The 13340-nt window shown below is 60.8% G+C and carries 15 protein-coding genes; 12 read left to right on the forward strand and 3 right to left on the reverse strand.

Going from position 1 to position 13340, the window contains the following annotated elements:
• Window positions 1–33: 33 nt before the first annotated feature.
• Genes BLW80_RS24110 through BLW80_RS24125 form a run of 4 tightly spaced genes read left to right on the forward strand, consistent with a single transcriptional unit; the run spans window position 34 to window position 3726 of the window.
• Complete coding sequence (locus BLW80_RS24110; protein ID WP_093760417.1) at window positions 34–1017, forward strand: zinc-dependent alcohol dehydrogenase family protein; 984 nt, start codon at window positions 34–36, stop codon at window positions 1015–1017.
• Window positions 1014–2570, forward strand: a complete 1557-nt coding sequence (locus BLW80_RS24115; protein ID WP_093760419.1) for a bifunctional aminoglycoside phosphotransferase/ATP-binding protein — start codon at window positions 1014–1016, stop codon at window positions 2568–2570. Before BLW80_RS24110 ends, BLW80_RS24115 begins: the two co-directional genes overlap by 4 nt.
• The gene (locus tag BLW80_RS24120; protein WP_093760421.1) at window positions 2567–3391 is read left to right on the forward strand and encodes a CHAD domain-containing protein; all 825 of its coding nucleotides are present in this window, start codon (window positions 2567–2569) and stop codon (window positions 3389–3391) included. Before BLW80_RS24115 ends, BLW80_RS24120 begins: the two co-directional genes overlap by 4 nt.
• 59 nt (window positions 3392–3450) lie before the next feature.
• Window positions 3451–3726, forward strand: a complete 276-nt coding sequence (locus BLW80_RS24125; protein ID WP_093760423.1) for a hypothetical protein — start codon at window positions 3451–3453, stop codon at window positions 3724–3726.
• A 12-nt stretch (window positions 3727–3738) separates the two neighbouring features.
• Here BLW80_RS24125 and BLW80_RS24130 read toward each other — a convergent pair whose 3' ends face one another.
• Window positions 3739–5523, reverse strand: a complete 1785-nt coding sequence (locus tag BLW80_RS24130; protein WP_093760425.1) for a PHA/PHB synthase family protein — start codon at window positions 5521–5523, stop codon at window positions 3739–3741.
• A 152-nt stretch (window positions 5524–5675) separates the two neighbouring features.
• On the opposite strand from BLW80_RS24130, the gene mgtA reads away from it, so the two are divergent.
• Together mgtA and BLW80_RS24140 are read left to right on the forward strand one after the other, a co-directional pair.
• The gene (gene mgtA / locus BLW80_RS24135) at window positions 5676–8228 is read left to right on the forward strand and encodes a magnesium-translocating P-type ATPase (RefSeq protein WP_093760427.1); all 2553 of its coding nucleotides are present in this window, start codon (window positions 5676–5678) and stop codon (window positions 8226–8228) included.
• Window positions 8229–8324: 96 nt separating this feature from the next.
• On the forward strand, window positions 8325–8540 hold the full coding sequence (locus BLW80_RS24140) for a YgaP family membrane protein (protein WP_093760429.1): 216 nt from the start codon (window positions 8325–8327) through the stop codon (window positions 8538–8540).
• Between the two features lie 39 nt (window positions 8541–8579).
• Here BLW80_RS24140 and BLW80_RS24145 read toward each other — a convergent pair whose 3' ends face one another.
• Both BLW80_RS24145 and phbB read right to left on the reverse strand, forming a co-directional pair.
• On the reverse strand, window positions 8580–9047 hold the full coding sequence (locus BLW80_RS24145; protein WP_093760431.1) for a CBS domain-containing protein: 468 nt from the start codon (window positions 9045–9047) through the stop codon (window positions 8580–8582).
• A gap of 37 nt (window positions 9048–9084) precedes the next feature.
• Window positions 9085–9810: an acetoacetyl-CoA reductase gene (phbB, locus tag BLW80_RS24150; protein WP_093760433.1), complete on the reverse strand. Its 726-nt coding sequence runs from the start codon at window positions 9808–9810 to the stop codon at window positions 9085–9087.
• Between the two features lie 141 nt (window positions 9811–9951).
• Here phbB and BLW80_RS24155 point away from each other — a divergent pair, with 141 nt between their 5' ends.
• The 6 genes from BLW80_RS24155 (at window position 9952) to BLW80_RS24175 (ending at window position 13338) form a co-directional block, all read left to right on the forward strand.
• A complete protein-coding gene (locus BLW80_RS24155) occupies window positions 9952–10779 on the forward strand; it encodes a universal stress protein (RefSeq protein ID WP_093760435.1) in 828 nt (275 codons plus the stop codon).
• Between the two features lie 110 nt (window positions 10780–10889).
• Complete coding sequence (locus BLW80_RS24160) at window positions 10890–11162, forward strand: c-type cytochrome (RefSeq protein WP_093761125.1); 273 nt, start codon at window positions 10890–10892, stop codon at window positions 11160–11162.
• A gap of 83 nt (window positions 11163–11245) precedes the next feature.
• Complete coding sequence (locus BLW80_RS24165; RefSeq protein WP_093760437.1) at window positions 11246–11968, forward strand: CBS domain-containing protein; 723 nt, start codon at window positions 11246–11248, stop codon at window positions 11966–11968.
• Between the two features lie 19 nt (window positions 11969–11987).
• Entirely contained in the window at window positions 11988–12155 is a 168-nt protein-coding gene (locus BLW80_RS30485) for a hypothetical protein (protein WP_170849785.1), read from the forward strand.
• Between the two features lie 87 nt (window positions 12156–12242).
• Entirely contained in the window at window positions 12243–12506 is a 264-nt protein-coding gene (locus BLW80_RS24170) for a hypothetical protein (RefSeq protein WP_093760439.1), read from the forward strand.
• Between the two features lie 163 nt (window positions 12507–12669).
• Entirely contained in the window at window positions 12670–13338 is a 669-nt protein-coding gene (locus tag BLW80_RS24175) for a helix-turn-helix domain-containing protein (RefSeq protein WP_093760441.1), read from the forward strand.
• The last annotated feature ends 2 nt before the right edge of the window (window positions 13339–13340 follow it).

Consider the following 13340-nt stretch of genomic DNA (forward strand, 5'->3'; position numbering starts at 1 on the left):
TCCGAGTGTGACCCTTCGGGAGGAGAAGCAACAGTGTATGCGATGGTGCTCGAAGCTCCGGGGACGCCGCTGGTCTGGCGGGAGCGGCCCGCCCCCGTTCCAAAAGCGGGACAGGTCCGGATCATGGTCGACGCTTGCGGCGTCTGCCGCACGGACCTCCACGTAGTTGACGGAGATCTGCCGAGCATCCGTTATCCTATCGTCCCCGGCCATGAGATCGTCGGCCGGATCGACGAGGTGGGTACCGGCGTCAAAAACCTGAAGTCGGGGGACCGCGTCGGCGTTCCGTGGCTAGGATCGACCTGCGGCACGTGTCCCTATTGCCGCCGGCATGCCGAGAACCTCTGCGATCATCCGGAGTTCACCGGCTATACGCGGGATGGCGGCTTCGCGACCCACGTTATTGCCGAAGCGCGCTATTGCTTCGAACTCGGAGAAGCCGGCGATAGCGACAAGCTCGCGCCGTTGATGTGCGCGGGTTTGATCGGTTGGCGGTCTCTAAAAATGGCAGGTGGGCCGAAAGTTCTGGGACTTTACGGCTTCGGCGCCGCCGCACATATCATCGCTCAGGTCGCGGTGAGGCAGCAATGTCGCGTATATGCGTTCACGCGCGATGGCGATGCCGCCGCACAGGACCTCGCCCTGTCTCTCGGCGTCGCCTGGGTAGGGGCTGCGGCTCTAACGCCACCGGAGGAACTCGACGCCGCTATTATCTTTGCTCCCGCAGGCGAGTTGGTACCTATCGCGCTGCGCGCCGTCCGAAAGGGCGGCCGCGTCGTCTGTGCCGGAATCCATATGTCCAACATTCCATCATTTCCCTATCGCGATCTCTGGGAGGAGAGGCAGATCGTTTCGGTCGCCAATCTGACCAGGGCGGACGGAGAAGAATTTCTTGAGCTTGTTCGGCATGCACCGGTCGAGACCCATACGACCACCTATCCGCTTGGCGAGGCGAACGCCGCGTTAAACGCCCTGCGCAGCGGGACGCTCGTCGGCGCCGCGGTATTGTTGCCATGACCAACGATCAGGATAAGAGCTCCGAGTCTTCCGCACAGGACGTGATCGTCGCATTCTTGGGTTCGATCGAACCGGGAATCAAGCGCATCGACACTCATGCATCGATCGTCTTTCTCGGCGCTGAGCGTGTCTGGAAGATCAAGCGTGCCGTCCGCCTTCCATTTCTCGACTATTCAAGCCTTGAGAAACGGCGGGCCGCCTGCGAGGCCGAACTTGATGTCAACAAGTCCTTCGCACCAGACCTCTATCGGCGCGTCGTTCCGATCACAGACGGTTCAGACGGGCTCGCCGTCGACGGACAAGGAACGCCGGTGGAATGGGCGGTCGAGATGAAGCGGTTCGACGAGACCGCGGGCTTGGATCGTATTGCTGCGACGGTCGGCATCGCACCTGCCCTGGCTGAAGAGGTCGCGGACGCGATCCTGGCTTCGCATCATCGTTCGAAAGCAGCCGATGGGGCCGCTTGGCTGGCCTCGATCGGGACGTTGATCGCGCGGAACACGGCTAGATTTCGTGAAGTCAACGGACTTGAGCGGCAGGCCGTCGAAAAACTTCACAGCTCCAGCCTGGCCGCGCTCGACGCCCAGAGACCTTGCCTCGAGCGCCGTGCCGCAGAGGGCTTCGTGCGCCGATGCCATGGCGACCTGCATCTTGGGAATATCACCATGATAGACGGGAAGCCCGTTCTGTTCGACGCCATCGAGTTCGATCCTGCAATAGCCACGACCGATGTTCTGTACGACCTGAGTTTCGCACTCATGGACATGCTTCATCACGAACAGCGGACAGCGGCAAATGTGTCATTCAATCGATACCTCGCGCGCAGCGCTCCCGTTCATCTCGACGCACTCGCCCTGTTTCCGCTTTTCCTGTCGATCCGCGCCGCGATCAGGGCGCATGTCCTCTTCATGAAAGCGGAGCAGAACGACAGCAATCGACAGGTCGGTGACGAAGCCGGAAAGTATTTCGAACTCGCAGTCCAGCTCATTAATCCGCCGCCAGGTGGTTTAGTTGCGGTTGGCGGAATGTCCGGTACGGGCAAGAGTGTCCTCGCACGCGCCGTAGCCCCCTTTCTCGGGCCGGCTCCGGGCGCCGTCGTCCTCCGGTCGGACGTCGTCCGCAAGGCGATGTTCGACTTCCCTGAGCATCACCGCCTTCCGGAGTTCGCCTATGCCCCGCGTGTGACGCAGCGAGTCTACGATGCGCTCATGATGCAGGCACACGGCGTCGCGTCGCAAGGCCATGGCGTTGTCATTGATGCCGCTTTCCTGCGCCCGGAGGAGCGATGCGCGTTCGCCGGGATAGAGCCGGCTTCGTCGGTCCACCTCGGTCTGTTCTTGCGGGCGGATCTCAATGTGCGGCTCGCGCGGATCGCGGGGCGGCACAACGACGCCTCGGATGCGACAGCAACCGTCGCGCACATGCAAGAAAGTCTCGATTCCGGCAATATGGATTGGCCTGTCATCGATGCCGGCGGCACACCGGAGGCCACGCGCGCGAAGGTCATGCCGTATCTGGCGCCGCTTATCGCGCAATGTGCGTATGATCCATGACGAAGGTTCTCGCCAAGAAACGCCCCCTGACTTGTGTACGTGCCTTCCAGCAGATCGCGCACGCATGCCTGGGGGACATCGAGCGGGGACATCGATCGGCACGAAGAGGCGATGCCGAAGGTATCCACCGCATGCGGATCGGATTCACCAAGCTTGCCGCCGCCCGAAAATTCTTCTCAGCGATGGTCACTGACGACGGGTGGTTAGCCATCAAGAGGGAGATCGCCTGGTTGAATGGCATCCTGGGAGAGGCACGTGACAACGACGTGGCTCTCGCCTACGTCCGCGAGATGCCCAAGTATTCGTTGCTCGGCGTCGGCCGGCGCGAAATCGACCGAAGGGTCTCCTCCGGTCACGCCCGAGTGACGCGGGCGTTGGCGTCGCAGCGATACCAGGCCCTGCTCACGAAGATTCGAAGTTGGATCGACCATGGGCTCTGGACAACTACGTCGGACAGGGCGAACGGAAAGTTGCGCGAGACCCCGTTCGAACGGTTCGCCCCGCATCGGCTCAGGCGATGGTCGTATCGGCTCGCCCGGCACAAAGACCGTCCGATCGAAAGCCGCCGGCAACATCGCGTCCGGATCATGGCAAAGCGCTACCGTTACATGGTCGAGGCGTTACCCGAACTTGGCATCGAAGTCTCCCACAGTCGACTGCGGGAAGCCAAGGCGGCGCGGGAGCTGCAGCGCGCCTTGGGCGACCTGCGGGATCTACATCGTATCCGACGCAGGATCGATGCTGCTCGCAAGGGTCCGTTCAAAGCGCGCGAGAGCAAGCTGTCGCGGCAGACCCAAAAGGCGATCGCCCAATTTTCCTGACGCCGACCTACGTGTTTTCCCCGAATGGACCCGGCGTCGGAAAATACACATGATGGGCCATGAAGCCGACTTCGATCATATCTCGCCTAACCCTGCTGACGGTGACGGCCACCGCTCTGGCATTGCTGCTGTTATGGGTGTTTCAGACTTATTTCTCCGACATCCTGCCGCTTGCCGCCACTGAAACATTGCCGCCAAGCTGGCGTTTCCAGGGCGCTTACCTGCTCACCATTCTCATCTACTTGTTGACTGCCGTCGCATTCATGTCGATCCTCGGACTGATCGCGCTAATCGGCAGGCGCTACCTACCCGAACGACGGCAGAACTCCCGATAGCGAGATCGCCATTTACTCTTGATGAACGTAGCTCCCCGGTGCTTCCGGAAGCGATTCAGCGGTCGCCGGATACGCTGGAGGCGCGACCGGGCCGCCCGAGTGCGTCGCCAGAAACGCCGTCAACGCTTCCCACCAAGAACCTTCGGTGATCGGAGCAAGCCGTTGCCATTCTTCTGGCCCGAGATAGGTGTCGTCGGCCGCTCTGCTCATGATTTGATAGCGATGCCCGACTTGGTCCGGGGGCGCGAGAATGCCCGCATTGTGGCCACCGCTGGTCAAGACGAAGGTGACCGCTGCGTCCGTCAGGTTATGTACTTTGTAGACCGAACGCCATGGCGCGACGTGATCCTCGCGCGTTCCGACGGCGAACATCGGGGTCCGCAGGTCGGACAGAGCGATCGGGCGACCACCCGCGATGTGGCGCCCCTCCGCCAGATCGTTCCGCAGAAACAGAGACCGCAGATATTCCGAATGCATGCGGGCCGGCATCCTGGTCGCATCGGCATTCCACGCCATCAAGTCGCTAGGAGACGTGCGTTCGCCGAGCAGATAGTGGCGGACGATGCGCGACCAGATTAGATCGTTCGACCGCAACATCGAAAAGGCCCCGGCCATTTGCTGGGAACCGAGAACGCCCTTTTCGCGCATCATATCTTCGAGAAATGCGACCTGGCTTTCGTTAATGAACAATGTCAGTTCGCCCGCCTCGGTGAAGTCTGTCTGTGCTGCCAGCATTGTCAGCGTTCGCCACGCCGCGCGCCGCTCTGGCGATGCCGCCGCCAAGGCGATCGCCAGCAACGTGCCGCCAAGACAGTATCCCATGCCGTGCACGGCTCGCCCGGGCATGATCGACTGGATTTCGGATAGCGCTGCCTCTACGCCTAGCAGGCGGTAGTCTTCAAGGGATAGATCCCGGTCCTCGCTGGTTGGATTGCGCCAGGAGATCATGAAGACCGTGAAACCCTGACCTGTCAGGTACCTGACGAGCGAATTTCCGGGTGATAGATCCAGAATGTAGTACTTCATGATCCAAGCCGGCACGATCAGCAGCGGCTCAGGCTTCACCGTGGCGGTCGTCGGCTCATATTGGATGAGTTCGATCAGGTGATTGCGAAAAACCACCCGTCCCTTCGCCGTCGCGACATCCTTCCCGATGACAAATCCATCGCGGCTCGCCCCAGCGCCGCCGGCCAGACGCCATGCATCGGCTAGCCAGTTCTCAAAGCCATTCACAAAGCTCATGCCGCCGGTCTCAAGCGCGTGTCGGATTACCTTCGGATTGGTGGTGGGAAAATTCGTAGGGGCAACGGCATCCAGCATCTGGCGCAGCGCGAAGGCTGCAATCGCGGCGTCGCCCGTCGCCAATCCGTGCAAGTCGGTGGTCGACCGCCACCATCGTTCGCAGAGAAGAAACGCCTGTGCGTTCAGATTGAAGGGAGGCAACAGCCAGTCGTCGCCGACGAAGCGACGATCGTTCGCTGCCGGTGAAAGTAGTTGCCAGGGGCGGAATTGCGAGAAGGGCCGTGACGTCATCGCGCAAAAACGTGCGGCGTCCTGGACCGCATTGGCACAGAGTTCGATCTGCCGTCCAGGTGAGGCCGCAAGGTGAAGCGCCAGATCCGTGAACGATAGCGCCAACGCGGCAGGTGAAAGGCCACCGGTCGCCGCGGCCACAGCGGCATGGAACGATTGATCCAGAGCCGCACCACCTGTGGCATCGTGGGACCGAGGTTCAGCAGCAGAAGGCGAGATCTCCGACGTGTTGGCTTTGGCAATGGAGTGCGGGCGTTCTGGCATTGGGAAACCTCGGTGCGAATGTCTGGATCGACCCAGAGTTCGTGACCGTCCGCCAAATTTCCGGTTACCGCTTTGCGTCTGGTCAATTCCCGCCGGCACTCTTTGGCCCATGGCTTTACAGATCGGGTTCTCGATTCAGAAAGCAGGCCGCAATGACCGACGGAGTTGTCAGGGACATATCCCCGCAGAACGTCGCGTTCTGGCGGTCCGGCGCAAGCGAGTTGCTGACGCAACTTCAGAGCCGATCCGGAGGCCTCACCGAGAGCGAGGCGGCCGCCAGGCTACGCACAGTGGGACCCAATCGCTTCATCGCATCCGGGCGCCATAGCCTGTTCCACAAACTTGCACACCGCCTGCTCAATCCACTCGTCCTGATCCTCATCGTCGCTGCAGCCGTATCCGGGCTCGGCGGAGACATGGGCAGTTTCGTCGTCATCCTCGCGGTGATCTCGTTGTCGCTGACGCTCGACATCGTTCAGGAGCATCGTGCCGAGCTGGCAGCGGAAGCACTGCGCCAATCCGTCGCCATACAAGCAGACGTGATGCGCGGCGGCACGTGCGTGACCGTCCCGGTCGCAACGATCGTACCCGGCGACGTCGTCATGCTGCGGATGGGTGACCTCATTCCTGCGGACGGCGTGGTGCTCGACCAAAAGGGGCTTCAACTCGACGAATCCCTGCTGACCGGCGAGGCCTTCCCCGCATCTAAATCAACCCTCCCCTGCACCGCCACCAGTCCGTCGGAGGCGCACAACGCGCTCTTCGCAGGAACGTCCGTCGTCGCAGGCCAAGGATCGATGCTGGTGGCGGAGACCGGCAACCGCACCCGCTTCGGCGCCATCGCCTCCTCCGTCGAAACGGATGCCGCTCCAACGGCTCTCGAAGAGGGTGTGCGACGACTCGGGCTGCTGATCGTGAGGCTGACGATCTTCTTGACGCTATTCGTGCTGCTGGCTCACCTCGCCTCGGGACGGCCGGCGCTTCCATCCTTCCTGTTCGCCGTTGCCCTAGCGGTCGGGCTCACGCCAGAGTTGCTGCCCATGATCATGACCGTGACCCTCGCCAAGGGCGCGCAACGCATGGCGACCAGACAGGTCATCGTCAAACGTCTTTCGGCGATCCACGATCTAGGTGCCCTGGATGTCCTCTGCGTCGACAAGACCGGTACACTCACCGAGGCGAAGATAACGCTGACCGAACCAATCGACTGTGAAGGCGGGCAGTCTGAGCGCGTGCTTCAACTGGCGGCCGTGAACAGCAGGTTTCAATCCGGGATGCGGAGCCCGTTGGACGTCGCCATCCTTCAGTCAGCGCCCACCACGGGGTCGGATCAGTGGGCGCTGAACGGCGAAATCCCATTCGATTTCAGCCGGCGCTGCCTGTCCGTCGCCGCGACCCTCGACGACAGGACGTTTCTGCTGACCAAAGGAGCGCCGGAGGCCATTATTACCAAATCAATCGCCGTCGAAATCGACGGGCTCGCACGCCCGCTCGACGAGGCATGGCGCGAGAAGCTGGATGCGATCCAACAGCGCTACCAAGACGGCGGCTTTCGCCTGCTTGGCGTCGCTATCCGGGAGCTGGCGCCACTCATCCCGCCCAGATTGGAGGACGAGACCGATCTTACCTTCGTCGGGTTCTGCGTCTTCGCCGACCCCGTCAAACCCGACGCGGCATCAGCCGTAGCGGAACTCGCAGCACTTGGCGTGAAACTGAAAATCATCTCCGGCGACCAACCGGGCGTCGTGCAGCACGTGGCTGCACAGGTCGGCATTCCGGCAGACCGCGTCATCGTCGGCACTGAGATCGACGGACTCGCGGATGCCGCTCTTGCCGAGCGGGTAAGGACCGTCGACCTGTTCGCCCGCGTCGATCCGAGCCAGAAACGGCGCATCATTGAGGCTCTGCGCCGCGACAAACATATCGTCGGCTTCCTGGGCGATGGGGTGAACGATGCACCCGCAATCCATGCGGCCCATGTGGGGCTTTCGGTCCAGGGGGCAACCGAAACCGCGCGGGCGGCGGCCGACATCATTCTCCTCGCCACGAGCTTGAACGTGCTCTCGGCGGGCGTTCGCGAAGGCCGCAGAACGCTCGCGAACATCCTGAAATACGTGCGGATGGGCACCAGTTCGAATTTCGGCAATATGCTCTCGATGGCGCTGGCTTCCGTGGTGCTGCCTTTCCTACCACTGCTCCCGCTGCAGATCCTCTTGAACAATCTCCTTTACGACCTTTCGGAGATCGGCATTCCTTTCGACGACGTCGAGCCTGACGACATCGCTCGGCCGCGCGCCTGGGACATGAAGTCGATCCTCCACTTCACCACGGTGATGGGAGCGATCTCCTCATTGTTCGACGTCGCGACCTTCGTAATTCTACTAAAAGGCTTCGGAGCCGACGAAGCGGTCTTCCGCACCGGATGGTTCCTAGAATCAATCGTGACGCAGATCCTGGTTATATTCATCATCAGGTCGTCACGCCCGCCTTGGCGGGCGATCCGGCCGCCCCCCGCGCTAGTTCTCACCTCCATCGGCGCGCTCTTTGGCGCCTTATCGCTCGTTTTCGGGCCATTCCGCGCGTGGTTCGGCTTCGTACCGGTGCCCTGGCAAGCCACTGCAGCCATCGTCTGCTTGACGGTCGGTTATCTCGTCACAGCTCAGGCCGTCAAACGTTGGGCGATCCGAGGGAAGCCAAGTATTTAGATCGCTTTGGTGATAGTCGCCTCCGAATTGCGGAAGATCAAAGCATCGTCCTGATCGGCAAGGTCATAATACTCTTCTCTAACCTGGAGAACGATCATGAAGCGAAATGTCGGACGTCTCGATCAGTTCATCCGCATCTTCATCGGCATGGCGCTCGTCGCGTACATTTCAAGGGATGGAACGCTCATGCCGAACTGGCCACTCGTTGGGCTGGTGGGGGGCGCCCTCCTGGTCACCGCGGCCTTCTCCTATTGCCCTCTATACGACGCATTCAACGTCAGTTCGCGGGACCAATCAGATCGCACTGTCTGATATGAGAATGCAGGAATGTGGCTTCGCGACCAAACAAGCCTACGAATCCCGCACGTCGGCCGCATTGGCCGCATGAATGAATGCGGCCAATAGTTCGGTGCGGCCAATGAGACCGACGACGCTCGAGCCGCACATGACTGGCACCTGCGCGATGTGGTGACGGTCCATGAGCGCAACAACGTCAACCACGGTCGCATTCGCGTCGATGCACACAGGCACCTTGCTCATGATCTCGCCGACCGTGCGGGCAGTCATGCGACGCGTGGCCGGCGTGTCCTCTTCGAACCCATGCACCCGCTCTACCCAGTTACCGGGCGGTGGTAGGACGTCCAGTTCCGCCCGATGAAGAAAGTCTCCCTCGGACACTACACCGATAACGGCGCGATCGGAATCGACCACCGGGATGATCCTCTGGTTGGTCTCCAGCAAAATATTGGCGGCCTCCAGAACCGGCTTCGTCGGAGCGATGACCGCGAAGGAGCTGCGCATAATATCCGCGACGTTCATGACGGCCCTTCCATTTCGAGAGGCGATCGTTCGAACGCTAACCCATCCACTGTCCGCCATTGATGGAAAGCGTCGAGCCCGTGATGAAGCTTGCGTCGTCAGAACCAAGGAAAAGGACGCCGCGTGCGATATCCGCCGCCGTCCCGAGCCGGCCGACCGGGATCTTGGGGAGGATGTCCTTCGTCAAAACGTCGTCTGACACATTCTCGAGCATGTCCGTGTCAATATATCCTGGGCATATCGCGTTGACGGTGATCCCCATGTGGGCGGACTCGAGGGCTAATGCGCGCGTGAATCCCAGCAATCCGGCCTTCGCAGCAGAATAGTTGGTTTGCCCATACTGCCCTTTCTGACCATTGATCGATGAGACATTGACGATACGCCCGAACTTGCGGGCACGCATTCCTTCGATAACGACGCGGCACATATTGAAGGCGCCGCCGAGGTCCGCGTCGATTACTTCCTGCCACTTCTCGCGATCCATCTTATGCAGCGCTGCGTCCCGCACGATACCCGCATTGTTCACAAGAACATCGACAGGACCGACCGCCGCTTCAACCTCCTTGATGCCTTCCGAACAGGCTTCGAAATCACCGACGTCCCATCGATACGGCGTCAGACCGGTCTTGTTGCGGAAGGCCTCCGCCGCCACTCGGTCGGCGACATAGGTCGGCACGACTTTGTAGCCCGCTTGCAGGAACGCCAAGGACACGGCAGCTCCGATGCCCCGCGTACCACCAGAGATCAACGCAACTCTTGCCATCGTCACCTCCTATCGAGAAAGACAATCGGTAGCCCGCTCGCTCGTGTTGCTTCTTGCGTTAGATCAAAACGGCCCGCTGCGAACTGCTGTTTGCTGAGACATCGTACAAGCACATCTGTCAAAGGGGTCAGGAGCACGGTCATGAACAGTATTCTTACGAGTATTCCAACCGAACGCGGCTTCCGGGGGCTCATCGACGCAGCGGCCTCGCTGGCCACGACGTTCGATACGCGGCTCGACGCCGTTGCCATCGGCTATGAAACGACGAGCATAGGTCTGGCGGTCGAAGGCGGTACCGCCGTGGCTGCTATCTACGAAATTGAGCGCGAACGCGCCCAAGCGAGGGCCGAGGGCGCGCTGTCGATTGTCGTGGCGGAGGCACAACGGAGGTCTTTTCAGTGCAAGTGCATTCCGATGACGGCGACACCGTTCGAAGCCGCCTCTACAATCGGCGCGCTTGCGCGGCTCTACGATCTGACGATCGTGCTTCAGCCTGAGGTGGAGGTCGAGTCGTACGACAACACGCTACCGCAGGAGATCCTCTTCGAGGCGGGCGGCCCGGTCCTTTTCGTACCCTACACTTTCAGGGGCCCGCTCAAGATGTCCAACATCGGAATCGCCTGGGACGGCAGCCGCCTGGCGGCGCGCGCCGTACGAGACGCAATGCCGTTCCTGAAGAATGCCGAAAATATCACCCTGATCACCGTGAACGATACGACGCATCCCGAAACATCGGCCCAGGCGCTCCAGGCGCGCCTGATGCACCAGGGATTGCGAGTGACCGTCAGCCGCAGCTTCGCCGCGCCGGCTGACATCCAGCCGATGCTGCTATCGATCGCTGCGGACACCGGTCTCGATCTTATTGTGATGGGCGGTTATGGCCATTCGCGGCTGAAGGAACGCATCCTCGGAGGCGTGACCCGCGGAATGCTGGAGTCGATGACGATCCCAACTTTGATGTCGCACTGACACCGAGGCCGTCGGAAACACCCGGAACATCGCATCGTCGCGAGGGAAAGAGAATCATGCGTCCATCTATCTTCGCGCGCTCAACAATCGTCGTGCTCGCTCTCATCATCATGGAATCGCCCCCAGCTTCCGCGGCCAGCGTCGAACAAGGCAAACGCCTCGCGATCGTGTATTGCATGAAGTGCCACGCGATCGACAAGGTCAGCCCAAGCCCACTGCGGATCGCGCCCCCCTTCCGGACGCTCCATGAACGATACCCGATCGAGACGCTCCAGGAAGCATTGGCCGAGGGGATCGTGACGGGTCATCCGAGCATGCCGGAATTCAGGTTCGACCCGGATCAAATCAACGATTTCCTCACATTCCTAAAATCACTCGAGTGAATTCAGAGCGAAATTTGCGCAAAGTCAAAGGCAAGAGGCGACACAACGCCGTATCCTGCAATCAACAGACAAGGAGAACTCAGATGCGCGCGCATCAGATCATGACACGCAACGTCCTTACCGTCTCACCCGTCACGTCGGTCGAGACCGCAGCCAACACGATGCTCGAACACCACATCAGTGGGCTTCCGGTGCTGAACATGTCCGGAGAACTCGTCGGCATCGTATCCGAGCGCGACTTCCTTCGCCGCGCCGAGATCGGCACGCAGCGCAAGCGACCTCGCTGGCTTCAGTTCTTCATGAGCCCCGGCGCCCTCGCGGATGATTTTGTCCGCGAGCGGGGGCGCTCGGTGTCCGATGTTATGACGCCGGATCCGGTGACAGTCAGCGAAGACGAAACGCTGGATGACATTGTGGCCTTGATGGAAAAGAAAAACGTCAAGCGTCTTCCCGTCACGCGCGGGCGCCAATTGGTTGGAATTATCACCCGCGCCAACTTAATGCGGGCTGTCGCGAGCATGGCCCGCGACGTCCCGGATCCCACGGCCGACGACGATCACATGCGGGAACGGATCATCCGAACGATCGAAGCTCAGGACTGGCGCCCGATCGGTCTACAGGTCACCGTCCGCCGTGGCATCGCTCATCTGCACGGATTGATCGTGGACGATCGCGCGCGGGAGGCTTCACTCGTCGCAGCCCGGAATGTCGCCGGCGTCAAGGAAGTCCACGATCACCTCTGTTTCGTGGACACTTGGTCCGGTTTCTATCTGGAATCCGCCGAGGACAGGAAGGCGACGGGCTGACGCCGTCGGGAGAGCGCAGATGGCTTGGATTCTACGTATTCTCTCGATAGCGGCGGCAGCGATCACTTCGCTTTTCGTAGCCAGAGACGCCCTGAATTTCAGCGTCGTTCAGACGCTGGTGACCATTACACTGATCGTGGGTTTCGCCATCGCTGCCGTCGGCTGGAGCATGAGGCGCGACATATAGGCCGTGATGTCGCATTCGTTGGTTCGAGATCGTTTTCACTGTCGCGGCATCAATTGCGATGATCGGCAACCTGCATCGGAGGGCACCATGACTCACTTTCACATCCGTTTTCTGAAGAAGATCTGCAACGACACAGGACACGAATGCGTGACCTGCCAGGGCGAGTTTCTCGTCGAGAACACATCGGCTGGCCTGGCGCTTGAAGAAGCCGAAGCCGCCTTCTGCGAATTACGTAAGACGGATCGCTGGGATATGTTTGCGGACACCGCGGAAATACGGATCACAGGTGGGCGCGAGGGCTTCGCACCCCGCCTGGCCGGAGTAGGTCATCCGAAGTCGCAGGCAATCTGACGGCGCCCTCGTTAGCCCCGCCGAAAGCGAGGTGTCCTCTGCTCGCCCCCCGGTGACAGGCGTCGCGACTACGTAACAATACCTAGGGGAAACATCCAAATATCCGAGCGACGCGAGCCGGCGCACAGTCTGACCGACAAAATCAGACACAGAGGAGCCGTCCATGTTGAGCCAGACGACACACGCAGCCGCACTCCCCTTGCTGCCTTACGAGGTCTTGTCCCAACCGCAGCAGGTACGTCCACCGCATCTCGGCGCGACCAGATGCTACGCGCGCAACGCCGAGATCTTCGGGGAAGACGAGCCCGCGACGCACATCTATCGCGTCGTCTCCGGCGCGATCCGGACCTATCGGATCCTGCACGACGGACGCCGGCAGATCACCGCTTTCTACCTGCCGGGAGATTTGTTCGGCTTCGAGGCCGGCAGCAATCACCTCAATTCCGCGGAAGCGATTTGCGAAAGCCAGATATCCGCCATCAGATTGAATGCCGCCTCGCGTCCGATGGCAGGGTCGGCCGATCCGACCAGCGATCTTTGGTCGATGGTCAAGGAAGAGCTCCGCCGCATGCAGGATCACATGGTCCTGCTGGTCCGTAGCGCCGAAGAAAGAGTTGCCCACTTCCTGCTTGAGATGTCGCGCCGGAGCGGCAATCTAGCCACAGTGAACCTGCAAATGTCGCGTCAGGACATCGCCGACTACCTGGGCATCACTATAGAGACCGTGTCGCGAACCCTAACCCACTTCGAGCAGGCCGGCCTCATCTCGTTGCGCACGTCGAGGCAGATCGATCTTTGCAAGCGTGCAGCCCTCGCACGCCTCAATGCGTAACG

The sequence above is a fragment of the Tardiphaga sp. OK245 genome (assembly GCF_900108575.1).
Classification (GTDB): domain Bacteria; phylum Pseudomonadota; class Alphaproteobacteria; order Rhizobiales; family Xanthobacteraceae; genus Tardiphaga; species Tardiphaga robiniae.